The 17084-nt window shown below is 67.4% G+C and carries 10 protein-coding genes; 4 read left to right on the top strand and 6 right to left on the bottom strand.

Annotated features, from left to right (window positions below; all coding sequences use genetic code 11):
• Positions 1 to 100 precede the first annotated feature (100 nt).
• The 6 genes from CLV43_RS37260 to CLV43_RS37235 form a co-directional block, all read right to left on the bottom strand.
• Positions 101 to 712 carry a hypothetical protein gene (locus tag CLV43_RS37260; protein ID WP_146175056.1) on the bottom strand — a complete coding sequence of 204 codons (612 nt, stop codon included), beginning with the start codon at positions 710 to 712 and terminating at the stop codon, positions 101 to 103.
• Positions 709 to 1821 (bottom strand): adenylate/guanylate cyclase domain-containing protein, encoded by a 1113-nt coding sequence (locus CLV43_RS37255; protein WP_106193567.1) that lies wholly within the window; start codon positions 1819 to 1821, stop codon positions 709 to 711. The genes CLV43_RS37260 and CLV43_RS37255 overlap by 4 nt, the downstream gene beginning before the upstream one ends.
• A 109-nt stretch (positions 1822 to 1930) precedes the next feature.
• Positions 1931 to 4162: a sensor histidine kinase gene (locus tag CLV43_RS37250; protein ID WP_146175055.1), complete on the bottom strand. Its 2232-nt coding sequence runs from the start codon at positions 4160 to 4162 to the stop codon at positions 1931 to 1933.
• The gene (locus CLV43_RS37245) at positions 4149 to 4811 is read right to left on the bottom strand and encodes a response regulator (RefSeq protein WP_106193564.1); all 663 of its coding nucleotides are present in this window, start codon (positions 4809 to 4811) and stop codon (positions 4149 to 4151) included. Before CLV43_RS37245 ends, CLV43_RS37250 begins: the two co-directional genes overlap by 14 nt.
• 166 nt (positions 4812 to 4977) lie before the next feature.
• The gene (locus CLV43_RS37240; RefSeq protein ID WP_106193563.1) at positions 4978 to 8403 is read right to left on the bottom strand and encodes an SNF2-related protein; all 3426 of its coding nucleotides are present in this window, start codon (positions 8401 to 8403) and stop codon (positions 4978 to 4980) included.
• Positions 8404 to 8406: 3 nt separating this feature from the next.
• Complete coding sequence (locus tag CLV43_RS37235; protein ID WP_106193561.1) at positions 8407 to 12426, bottom strand: Eco57I restriction-modification methylase domain-containing protein; 4020 nt, start codon at positions 12424 to 12426, stop codon at positions 8407 to 8409.
• Between the two features lie 1197 nt (positions 12427 to 13623).
• Between CLV43_RS37235 and CLV43_RS37230 the strand changes: the two genes are divergently transcribed.
• The 4 genes from CLV43_RS37230 to CLV43_RS49755 all read left to right on the top strand — a co-directional run bounded on the left by CLV43_RS37230 (position 13624) and on the right by CLV43_RS49755 (position 16578).
• A complete protein-coding gene (locus tag CLV43_RS37230; RefSeq protein ID WP_245887254.1) occupies positions 13624 to 13986 on the top strand; it encodes a hypothetical protein in 363 nt (120 codons plus the stop codon).
• Positions 13983 to 15143, top strand: coding sequence for a hypothetical protein (locus CLV43_RS37225; RefSeq protein ID WP_106193560.1), 1161 nt, complete (start codon positions 13983 to 13985; stop codon positions 15141 to 15143). The genes CLV43_RS37230 and CLV43_RS37225 overlap by 4 nt, the downstream gene beginning before the upstream one ends.
• Before the next feature lie 135 nt (positions 15144 to 15278).
• Positions 15279 to 15737, top strand: a complete 459-nt coding sequence (locus CLV43_RS49760) for a hypothetical protein (RefSeq protein ID WP_245887252.1) — start codon at positions 15279 to 15281, stop codon at positions 15735 to 15737.
• Positions 15738 to 15753: 16 nt separating this feature from the next.
• On the top strand, positions 15754 to 16578 hold the full coding sequence (locus tag CLV43_RS49755) for a helicase-associated domain-containing protein (protein ID WP_245887251.1): 825 nt from the start codon (positions 15754 to 15756) through the stop codon (positions 16576 to 16578).
• The last annotated feature ends 506 nt before the right edge of the window (positions 16579 to 17084 follow it).

Raw genomic sequence — 17084 nt, 5'->3', positions numbered from 1 at the left:
GCCCTGCACGCGGGCAAGTGAGCGTCCGACCTCGCTGGGCTTCGGGCAGGGGGTGCGGCGCTCAGCCCCGCACCACCTGCCTGAAGCGGTTGTCTAGCGGTCACGAGCGCCGTGCGGCGGCCGTGCGCAGGGCGTTGTCCAGCCTCGCGTCGAGGTCCGCGACGTCGCCGATCAACGTCAACCCCGGCGTGTGGAGGGCCAACTCCTCCGCGAGGTCCGTCGGCGAGGTCAGGCTGATCACGACGAGTTCGGTGTGCCCCAGTTTCCGAGCCTCGGTGTGCAGCCTCTGGACCGTCGCCGAGTCCAGGGCGAACGGCGTTTGCCGGATCGCGACCGCGATGCGGCTGCCCGGACGCTCCAGTGCCAGGTCGAACGGTCCGCTGTCCGCTGTCATCGCCTGCCAGGCCTGCCCCGACCTCCGCAGGTGATCGACGAGGTGGTCTCGGATGCGCGCCGTGTCGTCCGGATGCGGTGTGCCCGCAGCCCCGTTCAACGCCTCCGCCACTCCGTCTTCGACCCGCCTGCCGATGCGGCCGGTCACGACACCCTCGGCCAGCACGAGCGGAGCAAGGAGCAGCACCGCGCCACCTAGCTCCAGGCAGACCGCCTGGAGGTAGCCGTCGAACCACGCGCCCACCATGACGGCGGTCCCGCCCGCGATGGTCAACGCCATCGCGAAGCGGGTGCCGTCTGCCAGTCGCCTGGGTCTCATGCGGAGAGCGCCTGCTGCTCGGGCACGATCACCGCGCCGACCGGGCCCTCCTGGTTCTCCGTCACCCGCACCCGGACCTGCTGACCGAGCTGGAACCGGCTCTCCGCGCCGCGTCCCAGGTCCAGGAACAGTTCCCGGCCGAAGTTGCGCGAGTCGGCCAGCCGGTGGAAGCCGAACGCTGTGCGGATCTTGTCGATCCGCACGGAGAGTTCGGCACCGACCGGCAGCGCACACACGGCGCGCGGGTGTCTCCCGGCACCGTGCGCTTCCTCCCCGAGGAAGAACACCGTGGTACCCACATCGATCCGGCTGATCCCGGCCGCCAGGTGACTACGGTGCAGGAAGTACGTCCCCGTCGAAGTGGAGAGGAATCCGTTGCCGCGCTCGTCGTCCCAACGGGACACCGTGCCGCGCAGCCACTCCCGCCTCTGCAGGGGTTTCGGCGCGGGCGACCGGTCCGGAATCGGCATGTCGCCGATCTTGGTCACCTCGCTGGCCCGCACGCTGAACGGCTGCGCGGCCCAGAGGATCTCGTGGTAGCTGATCCGCTCGGGGAACCCGGCGGCCGGCAGTTCTTCCAGCGGCGACAGGTACTGCCCTCCTTCCCGGTTGATCACGTTGCCGTAGTTGGAGAACACCCTCATCATGTTGGACGCGCCGACAGTGGCCTCGTCCACGAAGATCGCTCCGGCGTTGGCCGCGTAGGCGAGCCGCGCCGAGCGGTCGACGACGGCTCCGACGTAGTCGGTGTACGCGCCGCTGTTGAACTCCACAACGCGTCCGGTGGCGATGCCGATGGAGCAGTTGCAGCGGTAGGTGTTGTCCCGCTGGGCCTCGACGATCCGCTCCTGCACCTGGATGCCGGAGTTGATCGCCTCCGCGGCCAGGTCGACGGGGAACGTCGCCTCCACCCCGTCGTTGAGGTACTTGCAGATCGTGCCGCCCTGCTGGGTCACCGCGTCACCGACCTGCTCGAAGAACCAGGCCATGGTGGGCAGCCAGTTCGCGTCGCCGAGCGCCTTCATCGAGGTCGCGTCGGTCAGCGTCACGTGCATGACGACCTTGGGCACGCGCTGCGGGTTGTTGAAGTCTTCGCGGAGAGTTCCCACGACACACCGTCCTCGTCTTGTTCTCGTTGCCGGACCAGGTGATCCGATGCGATTGAGAGTGACTGACGGAGTGGCTTCCCCGCTGTCCGCAAAAGACAGGACAGCCCGCTCAGGTGTCGAGGGCGACGAGCAGTTCGACCGCGATGGCCTCGGCCTCGTACTCGGTCACCGCAGCCGAGGGCAGCGCGGTTCGCAGTGCGTCCGCCCGTGCGCGGTCATGCGGCTGGCACACCAGGCTGATCAGCACCCCACTGCCCTCGGTCGACAGCGAGAGGATGAGTTCCCTCGGCATCGGGGAGGTCGACAGCGCCGCGTCGAGCACGACGCGCACACTGCTCGGAGGGTGCAGGGTGTCGGTATCGGCCTGGACGGTCACCACGCATCCGCTGTCCCGCGCGGTCATCAGCAGGTGACGCAGCCTCGTGTCCAGGACTCCGGGGATGTGCAGTTCGTCGCGGGCCATCCACTCCAGTCCACGAGCGCGGACGCGGGTCTCCTCCAGGTCGAACGCGGCGCGGTCAGCGGTGGCCAACCAGCGCAGGAACGGCAGGATCTCGGCTCCTATCTCGGCGATCCGCTTCGCGTGGACGGAAAGCCTGCTGTCACGCGCGGCGGTCGACACCGCGATCTCCGTGCGTTCGGCTCCCGCCGCGAGCACCACGCCACCCAGCCTCGCGATGGTGTTCGTGATGACCAGGCCCATCACCAGTGCGAGCATCGGCGCCGTGACAGCGGGCAGAGCGTCCGTGTACGAGCGCGTGACGAAGGCGCCGGAGGCGATCATTCCGAGCAACGGGACCTCTTCGACGAAGAGCGCCGCCACCGACAGGGGCCAACGCCAGAGCGTGCCCAGAACGACGAGCATCGGGCCGGTCGCGCCGATGGGCCACGAGGCGAAGTTCGTCAAGCTGTCCGCGGGGATCACCAAGAGCGCGGCGGCCGCACCACCTCCGGCCCACACTCCCGCCAGTACGCCGACCGCGAGAGGCACCGCCTTACAAGCGAACATGATCAACAGCACTGTGCCCGCGGTCAGAATTCCGTACCACGCCGCGAGCCACCCCATCCCCGGTGCGGCGTCCAGGTTGCTCACGACCGGCAGGACCATGCTTGCCAGGTAGGGCAGGCACACCGCGGCAAGGGGCTGCCTCAAGTCGTCGACCGCGGCGGTCATGCCTCGCAGGCGCGTGCTCTTCACAACCGGTGGCAGCGGTTCGCCGCGCGGGCGCGACCACCGCAGCTCGACGGTGGTCCCCTCTCCCGGCGCGGAGCGCACGTCGGCCGTCCCGCCCATCTCGGCGAGCCGCCCGATGACCGATTCCCGCAGACCCAACGACGTCCGGCGCACCATGTCCGTGCGGAAGCCGACGCCGTCGTCGCGGATCAGCAACACGAACCCCTCCCGGTCGCCCACGAGCTCGATCACGACCACCGTCGCCTTGGCATGCCGCCCGACGTTCGCCAGCACCTCGCGGGCCGCGTCGAGCACGGCGCGCACCACCTCGCCGGACACCAGAACCCGTGGGCCCGGCAGCCGCTCCACCTTCGTCCCCGCCGGGCCAGGCAACAGGTCCAGGCCGGCACGCAGGTCCTCTACCTCGCTGGACGGCGGCACGGGCGCCGCCTCGGCGCGGATCATCGCGGTGGCACAAGCCTGGCGCACCGCTTCAGGATCGAGACCAAGGGTCGTCACAGCTCGCAAGGCCGCCGCCACGTCGTCGTGCAGGGTGCGCTGGAACTGCTTGTGCGCCGCACGCCGGGCTTCGGACGACGCGGACAGGACACGCGCGGCGTGCACGGAAACCTGAGCTTCATCGGCACGGGACGCGGCTCTCCGCAGCACCCGGCTCACCGCGCCGGCGGCCAGCGGAGACGCCAGGATCGGCCACAACCCTTCCGCGGCTCCCGCCAGGCCGTCCACCGGCAGCGCGGTCGCGAAGTACACGAGCACGAGCACAAGGCAGCTCACGACCGCGAGACGCGTCCGCAGGAATCCCGCGGCCAGCAGTGTCGCCACGACCACGGCGTTGCCCCTGGTCGCCATCGGCAGCACCAGTTCGGTGGGCACCACGTAGGCCAGGGCGCTCACCCCGGCCAACACCATTCCGGTGACGCTGTCCGCCGCGCCCAGGCGCACACGCCAGGCACGGGCGGCGGTCACGCACAGATACCCGCCGAAGATCGCCGTCATCACCAGCACGGCCGGAGGCACCCGATCCGCCATGGGCACGATCGTGCCGAGGTTCGACCCCAGCAGGAGCAGGGCGAGCGAGGCGAACGACCGCTGCATACCCCGCTCTACGCCGTAGAGGTAGGTGCGAGACGTGTCAGGGCTCGTCACGAAGCGGCCGGTCGGCTGACAACTCGATGTGCCCGTCCTCCAAGGCGAACGCGACCGTCTCACCCGGACTCGGCGGCACCGGAATGCCGAGCGCGTCCCGGTAGCGTTCACTCGCGCGACTCAGGTAGGTCGGCAACGTCTTTTCGCTGATGCCGAGTTCCTTCGCGACCAGCTTGCGGGGAAGCCCTTTCGCGATCAGCGTCAGGACATCGCGTTCCCTTTGCGGCAGCTGGATGAACGCACGCCGGTCCTCGATGATCGCGTGCGCGAGCCTGCTGGAATGGGCGCTCTCCCCGGCCGCCGCGGCCCGGATCGCGTCGACCAGCCGCTCCTCGGGATCTCCCTTCAACACCAACCCGAGCGCCCCGGCTCGCAACGCCTGGTGCACGCATCCAGGTCGGGTGTCGGAGGTGTAGACGACCACCTGCGCGTCGGCTTCGCGCAGCCTGCGCACGTTGTCAGCGACCTCGGGCTCCCCCGGCAGCAGCAGGTCGAGCAGCACCACCTCCGGCACCGGTGGATTCGCCAACAGCTCCGAAACCGACAGGTAGACCGCGCGCAACGTCACGTCCGACGCGAATTTCGCCAAGTAGGCCCCCAGTCCGTGCAGAATCAGCGGATGGTCGTCGACAGCCGCGATCGTGATCACCAGCCACCTTCCTCCGAGTCGTGTACAAAAGAAGTCGGATCAGCGGCGGAAAACGTAACAAAGGATGGATATTCCACTCGAAAGAGGTAATTCAACCGCGGCGATAGGCGAACCCGGCTCACTTCGTTGAACCGGGTTCACCAATCCTCCGCTCCGTACCGTGAAATCAGCTTCCTGATTCCCGTTCGGATTCCGACTCGACTTCAGGCACGGGCACGATCGCCGTCCAGCACACCAGGTGGACGTCCTCGAGGTTCGCGGGCGGCAGGGGGATCGGCGGTTCGGGAATGCTGAGTCCGTATTCGTCGGCCACCGCGGCGATGCGTTCGACGGTCTCCTGCGGCGTGCCGTGCTCGTCATGGGCGAGTGCACCGCGGACAGCCCGCTGAACCCTGTTCGTGTAGGGCGCCCTGAGCCGCGACGCCAGATCGTCCTGCCGCTCGCCGAGGAACGCACCGTGTCCCTCGACGTACTCGACGGCCTTCCTCATCACCTTGGGCAGCGGCGGTGAGAGCCTTCCTGGATCCGTGTGGAGCGACCAGTCCCGATGCACGTCGGCTCGTGCGACGACCCACGCGTCGAACGCCGCCCGGTACATCGGTTCCGCGAGCTCGACCGCGGGTGCGTCCCGGTCACCGGGATCGGCCTGGTTCAAGCAGGCGAGGGTGTCCCGGACGATCTCCGCCACCAGGTCGCCGTCCGCCGTCCGGACGGTGCGCGTCGTCAGGTCTTCGTCGAGCGGCACGTACCGGTGGAACGGCCTGTCGTGATCACCGACCCGAGCGCAGAACACGAAACCGGGGTCGGCGTTCCGCCGGGCGATGGCACCGCCCGAACCCCACGGCAACCCGATGACCCTGGTCCTCGTGGCGGTGTTCTTGAAGGCGTCGGCCAACCTGCGCCGGTACTCCTCACCGGACAGGGCCGCGGAGCCGCCCTCCTCGAACAGAGTGGCCTCTTCCCGCTTGATCCTGTCGATCATCTCGCGCGTCTCGGTTATCGACCGCTCGACCGGGTCGACGCCGGGCAGGACCGTACCGACACCGACGGCCGCCGCCGCCTGCTTCAGCTTCCGCTGGAGCCGTTCCTCGAGGCCCAGCAACCGGTCGAGATCCTCGTCCGGGAAGAAGCAGCGCATGAACACGCGCTTGTGCAGGGAGCCGATGCGGTCGATGCGCCCGTGCCGCTGGACCAGCTTCATCGGGTTCCACGGCAGGTCGTAGTTGATGATGTGCCGAGCTTGTTGCAGATTCACCCCCTCGGCGAGCACGTCGGTGGTGATGATGAGGTCGTACAGGTCCTCTTCATCCCCGGCCCCCGCTGTGCGAGGGGCGAACCCGGTGATCACCCCGGTGCGATCGCTCCCGTCCGAGCCGGAGATCTTGGCGTGGCGATCCCGGTAGGCACGAAGCCGCTCGTCGGTGATGACCGCGTTCCTGACGGCGGTGTGGATGTAGTCGGCGGTGTCGGCGAAGTAGGTGAAGACGAGGACCTTCCGCTTGTTCCGGGTGTCCTCTTCACCGATGCCCTCCGCGGCGGCCTCAGCGGCGATCGTGGCGAGCTCGCCGACAAGCCGTTCGACCTTGGGGTCGGTGGTGTGATCGATGTGGCCGACCCGGTCGTGCAAGGAGGTCAGGATGTCCTGGTCCGCCTGGACAGCTCCGCGGAGGGCGTCGACGTCGTAGTTGGAGGCGTCCATCGTGCCCTCGTCGTCCTCGAGTTCGACGAGGAAGTCTTCGGCACCCTCCATGCCGACGGCGACGAAGTCGCGCAGGTTCTCCCCTGTGAGCACGTAGCCCGCTTCCAGGGCGTTGAGGAACCGAGCGTGCGATGTGATCATCTTCGCCACGGTGCTGCGGAAGGCGTGCGCCGAGGATTCGAACCGCTTCAGCAGCGCCGATCGCAGCAGCCCCGCGTTCTGCGCCTCGTACTGCTCGGTGTCGCCGTCGAGCCGGAACTGGGACGGCACGTAGCGCGCCATCGTGAGGACCTGACCGATGTCGGCGAGGATGACCCCGGCGGCCACGGTCGACGTCATGATCTCCTCTGCCACGTGGGCTCCCAGTGATGTAGCCAGTGCGTCGAACACGCCGGGCAGCACACCCGCGAGGTCGTAGTCGACGCGGCGCACCTCGCACGTGGGGAAGGAGACCTCCTGCTCGACGCCGTTCACCCGGATCCTGTCGCCCCTGTAGTGGTTCTTCACAAACCGCCGTGTGCGCCGCACGGCGGTGGCGTCGAGCACGTCGAACAGGTGCTGGGCGGTCAGGCTGTCGGGGTCGGTCGCGATCGCCCTGTTGAAGTACTGCCGCAACGACGGGATGCCGACATCGGCGAACGCGTAGTCGTTGCGGGCGAAGTACATGATCAAGCTGTAGAGGTCCTCGAGGCTGTTGTTCACCGGGGTCGCCGTGAGCAGCACCAGGTCCTTGGGGACCCTGGAGTCGACGATGCGGTGCAACGCCTCCGCCCGCCTGGTGGCGTTGTTGCGGAACGCGTGGGCCTCGTCGATGACCACCATCGCGTACTCGTCGAGGTCCTGGAGCGCTGACGTGCGGTTGCCCGCCGTGTCGATGTTCGACGCGAGTTCCTCGTACGACAGCACGTCGGCACGGAGGTTGTGGTGGCGCAGGAATCCGGTCCACGTGGAGTCGCGCAGCGTGGCGGGGCAGATGATGAGCACCTTCTGGCGGCGCACCACGGTCGCCTCGTAGATCAACTCCCCGGCCAGGTAGGTCTTGCCCAGGCCGACCTCGTCCGCGATGAGGACACCGTTGCGGCGGTCCAGTATTCGCTTGGCCCGCCACACGCCGTCAGCCTGGAACGCGGTGAGGCCGAGCTTCGAGCCGACCGTCGCGTCCTCGAGATCGGCCCCGTAGTTCTCGTGCAGCATCCGCAGGAAGACGTCCAGCGGCTGATAGGGCTCCCACCTCGCCTTGTACAGCCCTGCGAGGTCGTAGGGGATCGCTTTGCCCCACTGCTCGTCGAACCAGGCGAGCACCTGCCCCACCGTGGTCGGTTGGTAGTGCCCGAGGTTCAACTCGTTGTTCCGCGCCAGGCCGGCGTAGGTGAAGTTGCTCGACCCTGCGATCACACCGGTGGTGTCCGACTCCACGATGAACGCCTTGCCGTGCAGGAATCCGCGCTCGTACCGACGCACCTCAACTCCGGGGTGCTCCTCGATCCACGCCACCAGCCGGCGCGCGGCCATGTCGGCCTCAAGCGTGAATCCGAGCAGGTCGCGGTCCTCCAACAGCGATCGCGCGTGCCCTTCCAACGCACGAACCACCTCGGGGGACGGTCCGCGGCGGCGCTGCCGCCGCCCCAGCGGCCGTACTCGGGACAGCTGGCCCGCGTCCGTCGGCTCCGCCCCGAGCAGAAGGCGCACCGGTCCGGCCTTCTCCAACTCTTCGGCGAGCAGGCCGAACCCGGCCGGGTTGAAGTAAGCGGTCGCGATGGCCAGTGCGGGAGGTTCCACCCACTTCCCACGCAAGTAGGAGAGGAGCGAGTTGATCGCTGAGGCGACGCGGTCTCCCTTGGCCTCGTCGTTCGTCGCGAACTCCGGGCGGGTACCCGCCGATGGCTTCGTCATGGGTCACGCCGCCTTCGTGCGACGCGTCTTGTGGTGCGCCAGCACCAGGTCGAGATGGCGCGGGGAAAGCCCCTTGTCGGTGAAGTCCTTCCTGATGGTGAGGAAGTCCTCGGCGGTCAAGCCGTAACCCTCGAGGGCGAGGACCTCGATCACGGCGAGCAGGTCATCGTCCTGAGCGCCGGTCAGGTCTTCGGACACGCCTCGCAGGCGATCGTCGAGGTCGATACCGCCCGCCAGTCGGCTGTAGTGGTTCCGGGACAGCAGCACCGCGACCCTGTCGGCCACAGCGGAGATATGACCACCCGACCAGTCCGGCAGGGGGAGTTGGTTGATCACGGGTGCCGTCACGTGCCGATCGACGAACCTCCGAACCCACCAGTCGAGGGTGTTGGTGTTCAACAACCCCAGCAGCGCGAGTTTGCTCTCCGCGGACGTGCCGGGTTGATGGGCGACGGCGTGGACGTACCCCTTGTTGTGCAGGACGTCCCGCTCGGGTAAGGCCGTGGCGATCAGGGTGCGCGTGTCGTCACTCCGACTCGGGTGGCGCACAACGACCACGGGATGCGTGTCGTCAAGGACGAACCCGCCCTCGCCCACAGCGGCGCCACGCCCCTTCGCGACGAGTTTCGCCAGGTCCGAGATGGACTGCTTGAACTTGGCGGACGCGTCGAACGCGTACGCGTCCACGTGCGCGGTCATCAGGACTTTCCAAGCACCAGGCGGCTGCGCATGAACCGCGAGTGCCCTGTCCGGCCCAGTGCCCCTGAAGTCCCACCGCGCATCGTGGTGCCCGGTGATCCACCCTTCGCTGTCGGACAGGCGCGGTCGGACGCGGATCCTGTCGAACACGTCCCTGTCGGATGAATCGACGAACCAGGGAATGACGTCGGTCTCGGAGTACGACTCGATGTTCTCCTTGCTCAGTTCTATGGCGTTGCCGTCCGCGGCAGAACGAATCCCGTCAGGAGAGGTGGCGACCCAAACCCGGACAGGTCCGTTCGTCAACGGCCCCGTTGCGAGGAAAACAACGGCGTAGGACGCGTGCACATCCTCGAATATCCATTCCGCGTTGTTCCGCGCCTGGACAAGGCGAAGATCATGCTCTTCGACCAGGGCCTTCCGCAGGTTCTTCCAGCCGGCCAACACCATGCTCTGCCGCGGGAGCACCAGCCCGATGCGCCCACCCCGGCGCAAGACCTTCAAGGCCCGCTCCAACATCAACTGGGCCAGTTCGAGGTGGGTCCCACCCCTGAGGGTGAACCCGCGCTTGAAGTACTCCTGGAGTTCGGCACGGTGCTCCTGCTCGGCTCGTTCGTGCGCCGCCTCAAGCGGGTGCGATGCGCGGAGTTCACCGATCTTCGCTTCGCGGACCTTGGCAGGAAGCGCGATCAGGCCGGGACTGACACCGACCCAGTACGGCGCGGGCTCCCAGCGGACCTTCTCCCACGGCGGATTGCCGAGCACGACGTCGAACCCCGACGCCTCGCGCATGAAGACCTCGGGGAACAAGAATGGCAGGTGCACCGCTCCCAGACGTTGTACGGCCTGGACCGTCACTTCGGCGGCACCCGAGGCGAGTGCCTCGTCGACGTCAGTGGGCACAGGAATCCTCCCGAGCCGGACACCCACGGCCGCGTCGAGCAGCGTCTTGGCGTCCGCAGCCTCCCGCATCGCCTCGGCGTGTGCTCGAGAAGCTTCCCTCGCCTCCGCTTTCGTCGCTTCGGCTGTGCGCGCGACGCGGACCAGGCGATCCCGCGCCGCCCCGAGCGCGTCCACGATCTGCTCACCGAAGAGGCTGTACTGGCCGACCACCGCCTTGGGTTCGAAGACGGCCAGCGCCTCGTCCACGGTGCCCATCCCGGTAAGGCTGTTGCCCACCCGGAGACCGTGGTCCAGCGAGGACATCGGGAGTCCGGGAACGAAGGTGTGGATCCAGATCGCGAGCCTGGCCAACTCGACCGCGATCGGGTTGAGGTCGAGGCCGTAGACGCAGCGCCGGGCGATCTGGCGGCGCAGGAGCATGGAGATGTCGATCTCCACCTGCCCACCCGCGTCGCCGAGCGCCTTCTCCGCCGCCTGCGACAGGCGGAGTAGTTCGTCGTTCACGGCAGGCACCGGGTGATCGCTGAGGAACGTCGCGAACCGGTTCTCCATGCGGTCGATGGCGGCCACGAGGAAGTGACCCGACCCCATGGCCAGGTCGACGACGCGGAAGTCGAAGAACTTGTCGGCGGCTCCCGCCTCGTCCTCCGCGGTCAGAAGCCTTCCGACGGTCGCCAAGTGGTCGACCAGGGCGGGTTCGAGCGCGGTGTCCAGGAGGTGCTCGACCGCGAACGCCTTCGTGAAGTAGGAACCCGTTGCCTTGCGGGCACCGGAAGCGTTGTGGAAGTAGACCGCCCCGGCCGGGACGACGACGCGGTCACCCGACTTGGCCGGCAGGTATGCCTTGCTCTTGGGGTCGATCGTGAGGTCACCAGGCGCCACCGAGAGCGAGGATTCGAGCAACCCCTCGTAGATGGTGCCGAACTCGCGGACGGACAACGAACGGAAATCCACAGGGCCGGGTTCACCATCACTGCTGACGTCGATGACGAGCGCCTTGAGAACCGGGCCGATCTCCGCGTCGGTGAGCCGCATGCGACCGATGGCGTCACCCGAGGGGTGCAGTTCGGGATCATCGGCGAAAAGGCCCCCGTTGTAAGCGGGAACGCCCCAGTCGCGGTTGCCGTCGTCGACCGCGTGCCAGACCGCCAGGAGGTCGTCCCACCGGTCGTGCGACTCGGCGTCGAACTCGAGGACGGGGTTGTTCGTGAATTCGCGGGCGAAGCTCTTGAGCGCCTTCTTCGTGTAGCGCGGGTTGCGCTGGTACGGCAGCAGCCCGCGATCTTCGGCGTACGCGACGAAGAGGAGCCGGAACAGGATGACGAGCGTGCGGTGGTACGCCTCGTGCAACTCCGCCTCGTCGAGTTCCGAGCCGGTATCGGCTTTCATGGCCCTGGCGACGGCGACAGCGAGCGCCGGGACCACGTCGACGTAAACGCGCTCGCGAAGTCTGGTGCCGAGTGCGCTGGCGTGGTCGACGGACGCCGCGAGTATCTCGACCACGGTTCCGTTGTCGGCGAGCGCGGAAGGTGCGAACAGCAGGGGTAGATAGCCCGCTTCCTCCTCCGTCAGAAGAGCCAGGTCGAGTTCGACGAAGGTCTCAGACCGCCCCTTCCGACCGACGCCCACATCGGGGTTGGCCGGGTAGAGGCGCAATTGCGTCCCCCTGACCACGATGAGCCAGTGAAGTCCTTGGTCTTGCGCGATGGCCAGGCCCCTCATGACGGGGGAAACGGTCCCGAATCGCTGACCGGGCCGGTCGAACAACTCCTCTTCGTGGAGCAGCACCGCCACCGCTTGCCTACTACCGTCCGCCGTCAACACCTGCGCCACGGATCCGTGCGGGCTGACCTGGTAGCCAAGGCCGGAGATGAGGTCGAGTCCGGTCTTGTCGAGAAGCGCCTCACCGGCGGTGCGGGCGTCCTGCCAGTCGGGACGGATCGGGACACCGTGGCGGAGTTCGTGCGAGGCGAACAGCCCCTGGTTGGTCAACCCCGCGATCAACTGGTCCTTGAGACCGTCCAACAGCCGTTGCAGAGTCCGCCTCGCGGCCGACGGATTGGCCTCCGCCAACGCCGCCGTGCAGATCCTGTCGACCTGCCGCAGATCAAGCCCCGCTATGGCCGCTGGATCGTCACCCGGCCCGCAAACCGTCGCCTCCCAACCACCGGCCCTCTCGTAGCCGACCACGAGGAGCACCGGTGCGGCCCGCCGATGCCAGCGCATAGCCCAAAGTCGCCGAACGTCATCCATGCGAGGCACGTTCTCCGACGTCGCGAGCGCGACTTCAAGCGCATCCGCGCCCCAGCCGATGTTGATCCGGACGGGCCGAAGTGACGTGGGAGCACCACCAGGGCGCATCCAGTCGATTTCCTGCACGTCACTATCGGCCAAGAAGTCGTCAATCGTGAACTCAGCCACGTCCCGCCCCTTTCACATCGAACATCCCGGGCAGGCCGATAGACCGCCCCAGATCCGAGAGGCGGCCGTTTGATTGAACCTCTTTTTAGCAGCAGATTATTCATGTCGCACTGGAAAAGAATAAAGCCCTCAGCAGCATCCAGAAGCGCAAAACCCTAATCACAGGGGCCGAATATTTGCCGTCAACCGCCCACTCAGGACTGCGGCTCCCACCACCGACATTCGGCCCGATCGCAGCAATTCCGCTGGCCACAGTCGCCGACCTCAACCCCACGCACCGACAAGCCAGATCGCATGACAAACACGAAGAAGGCATGGTAATGGCGGACAGGGTCAGAGCGCCACTCCACGTCGAGAATCTTTCACACGTCGCTCGTCAATACCTCATCACATCTTTCCGCAACACAAGCGCCCACGAAACCACGCGTCGATAGGTAAATTCGCGGACAAGCCACCGGACGTTACCCATCACTGCGTAACGTTTCGGGAACGCGAAGTTAAACCGCAAAAGTGCGGATAGTACATCCGATGCAACCCAAGTCGAATACAACTTTCACCCTGATAGCGGATATTGGATTTACCGACCACTCGTCACCATGCGTCGCCCCAAGGCGCACGCGGTACTACGGGGACGACACAACCGCCACGGGTCGGACACAGCCGTCCCCCGGATACGACCATGGGGCTCTGGATCACTCCACCCAACGACAGTCCACAGTAGACGGATAACCGGGAATCGCCCGTTGCTATATCAAATTGCGGAGCTGAGGGGACTCGAACCACGGCTCCTCACACTGCCAGTGCTGTTCAACAAGCCCCCTGACCAGCGCGAACAGAGAACCGCCACGTCAGCCGGCGCAATTCACCGCTGTTCGAAACCGTCGCGCTTCGTTCAACTCCACCGCCTGCTCCGGATCTGCTCCACACACCACAGCATGAAGAGGGATGGAGGTCGAGCTCAACCGTCGAATACGCGTTCCCACGCGCGGTGCGAAGCTCGGTTCGCCTTCCATGGTTCCGCGGTTAACCACTCGCCTCGCGCACGCCACGGCGCTGTCGTCGCCCAGAGGCCCTGTTCGCCCGCTGCGCAGCTGCTCGGTCGCCCTCCACGACTCGGTACTACCCTTTACCTCCACCCGGCCGGCTCGGAACGCAATTCGTCCTGTCCGGATCGACTCAGATCCGAGAGGATGACGAGTGGCGGAGCTCGCGGGGCGTGCGACCGGTCGTTGGCGGATCGTGGAGATGGACCAGTGGGATCAGGACGCCATCGACCTCGTCGAGCCGGGGTTCATCGAATTCACGCGGGACGGGACCGGTGAGTTCGGGTTCATCGCCGTCAACGGGTGGATGGACTGCCGCTGGAGCGAGCGCGACGGCCGGCCCTTCGTCGAGTTCACCTGGGAAGGCAACGACGAGATGGACCCGGCCAGCGGGCGCGGCTGGGCCGTTCTCGCCGAGAACGGCACGCTCGCTGGGCACCTGTTCATCCACTTGGGAGAAGACTCGGGCTTCCTCGCCGCACCGCTCACCGAGACCGGGAAGCGGAACGGGCGTTGAGCGAGTACCAGTACTACGAATTCGTCGCGCTGGACCAGCCGCTCAACACGAAGGCGCAGGCTGAGGTCCGCGCCCTGTCCACCCGCGCACGGATCACCGCCACCAGCTTCGTCAACGAGTACGAGTGGGGCGACTTTCGGGGCGACCCCGGCCGATTGGTGGAACGCCACTACGACGCGCACCTCTACCTCGCCAACTGGGGCACCCGACGCCTCCTGCTGCGTCTGCCGCGCGGTCTGCTCGATCTGGACGCGGTCGAGCCCTACCTCGTGGACGAGCAGATCGAAGCCTGGACGACGGACACCCACCTCGTTCTCGACCTGCACAACCACGACGGGACCGGTGACTGGGACTACGAGCCGCAGGGAGCGCTGTCCGCCATCGTCGGTGTGCGGAACGAACTCGCCGCCGGTGACCACCGCGCGCTGTACCTGGCGTGGCTGGCAGGGTACGGCACCTGGGATCGCGACGAGGAAGCGTTCGACCGCGCCGAGGACGACGAGCCGGAACCACCCGTGCCCGCTGGATTGCGCGCACTCACCGCGGCACAGCGCGCCTTGGCCGACTTCCTCCGCCTCGACGACGACCTGCTCGCGGTCGCCGCCGAGGCGAGCCCACCGCTCGACGGGACCACCGACGTCCCGGACCGGCTGGCGGCTTGGCTGACGGCACTGCCCGGCACCGAGAAGGACCGCCTGCTGCTGCGCGTCGTCCAGGACCAGGCGGCGACCGTGCGGATGGAGCTGCTGCGTCGATTCCACAACGGCACAACCCCGCCCGCCGCCACACCACCGCGGCGCACCGTGGGCGAACTCCTGGACGAGACGGCGCGCAAGCGCGCCGAAGAACAGCAGCGGAAAGAGGCCGAGCGCGCTGAGGAGGAAGCCCGCCGTGAGCGCGAGAGGACCCTTGCCCGCGAGCGGCGGCTGGACGAGCTGGCGCAGGACGAGCAAGCCGCCTGGACACGCGTCGACGCCCTGATCGCCACCCGCAAACCCGCCGACTACGACGCCGCCGTCGCCCTCCTCGTCGACCTGCGAACCCTGGCCGACCGCGAAGACCGCCCGGACGAGTTCGCCCGGCGCCACGCTGCCCTCCGACTAGCGCACAAGAACAAGCCCAGCCTCATCGCCCGTCTGGCACGCGTGAACCTGTGACCACCGACCTGGCACCACGCGCACCGGAGGTGCAGGTCGCCCACGAGTCCTCCGGCGGATGTGGAAACCTGACCGCGTGAACCGTTCGGAACCGGCCTCGCCCGATCCTCCACCGGGCGAGGGAACGTGAACCGGGTGGATTCCTCTCCTGAGCTGGAAAGGCTCACCGAGCAGGAGGCTTTCGCCAACCTGCGCACCGTGCTCGAACTGTGCGCGGCCGGGGAGGTGAAGTGCAGCGACAAGACCAGCCGCCCGTCCGCCGCGACCATCCGCACCATCGGTTCGCACCTCGCACAGGGCGACTTCTACGCCGAGGACCCCATCGCCGCGTTCGCGTGGCCGTTGCTGCTGCAAGCCGGTGGCTTCGCCGCGCTCGACGGCACCCGCCTCCGACTGACCCCGAAAGGCCGCTCGGTACTGGGGAAACCATCCGCGGAGAGCATCCGGCACCTGTGGCGGCGCTGGCTCACCCACGCGGTCATCGACGAGTTCAGCCGGATCGAGCAGATCAAGGGCCAGCACGCTCCCAACGTGCTCACCTCGGCCAAGACCCGACGACGGATGGTAGCCACCGGCGTTGGCCACCTGTCCTGAAGGTGACTGGCTGGACGTGGGCGTCCTGTTCACCAGGATGCGGCACGGCAATATGAGCCCCACCGTCGTCCGCTCCGACAGGGCGTTGTGGAAGCTCTACCTCGTCGACCCGGAGTACGGCAGTCTCGGCTACGAGGGCTACCACGAGTGGGAACTGCTCGAAGGCCGCTACACCCTGGCCGTGTTGTTCGAGTACGCGGGCACGTTGGGCTTGGTCGACCTCAAGTACACCCCTGCTGCCGAGGCGCGCTACGACTTCCGCGACAACTGGGGCGCCGACGACCTGGACGCGCTGAGCCGCTACGACGGCCTCCAGGAGATCAGGCTCACCGCCTTGGGCGCCTACGCCCTCGGGCTGGTCGACACCTACCGGCCCCCGGTGACCGGTTCCCGGCCGCTCAAGGTGCTGACCAACCTCGACATCGTCGCCACAGGGGATGTCACCGCCGCGGACCGGCTTGTCCTGTCCGCCTGGGCGGAGCAAACCGCGGACCGCGTCTGGGCGGTGTCGGCCGCCGGCCTGCTCTCCGCGCTCGGCAACGGCCGTGCTCTCCGCGAGTTCGCCGACTTCTTGGCCGAACGGACCGAACACGGCCTGCCCGACGCGTTTCGCGTCCTGGTCGAGGACGTCAACCGGCGGAGCGCCCAGCTCACCGACCTCGGCCAGGTCCGCCTGATCGAATGCGCCGACCCCGCGCTCGCCGTGTTGATCACCCACGACCGCGCTCTGCGCGGGCTGTGCCGCCCGATCGGCGACCGCCATCTCGCCGTCCGCCCGGATCAGGAGCTGAAGTTCCGCAAAGCCCTGCTGAGGTTGGGCCACGTCGTGCCGGAGCGCTGATCGACGACCGGCTCTTGCAAGGTTGGGGTCGTGCGCGCGTTGGACCGACTCGGATCGCCTGCCCTGATGCCGTTGTGGAAGGCCGTGCACGAGCGGATGTCCTCAGGACGGCAGGTCAGCCGGGTCAAAGTCGGCCCCTCGACGAGGAGCAGCGGTCTGCTGTGGCCGACCTGCTGGGGGCAGACCGCCTGCCGGGCCAGTACGCGACGGTGTCGGTGGCCATGCTCGAAGAACTGCTCTCGGCTCCCACGTCGCACCGGCAGTCACCGTCCAGCTTCTTCAGTGCCTGCAAGATCGGTGGGACACGGCGATCGCCGACGTCGGCGACAGCACCTGGCGTAGGATCGCCCAGTAACCCTGACATTGCGGCACAGCCCACGCTGACACGGTTCCGGTACGCAACCAGCATGGTCGAGGTTAGCGGGGCGCGAAGAGTCGCGGTGATAGACAACCCGACACCGGTGAACGGTCCTGGAGCAATATGGCTGCCCCTGTTTCGGGTCATT

Source organism: Umezawaea tangerina (assembly GCF_003002815.1).
GTDB classification, from domain to species: Bacteria; Actinomycetota; Actinomycetes; order Mycobacteriales; family Pseudonocardiaceae; genus Umezawaea; species Umezawaea tangerina.
Note: the sequence above shows the minus strand (reverse complement) of the source record. Positions and strands in the feature narration are given on the sequence as shown.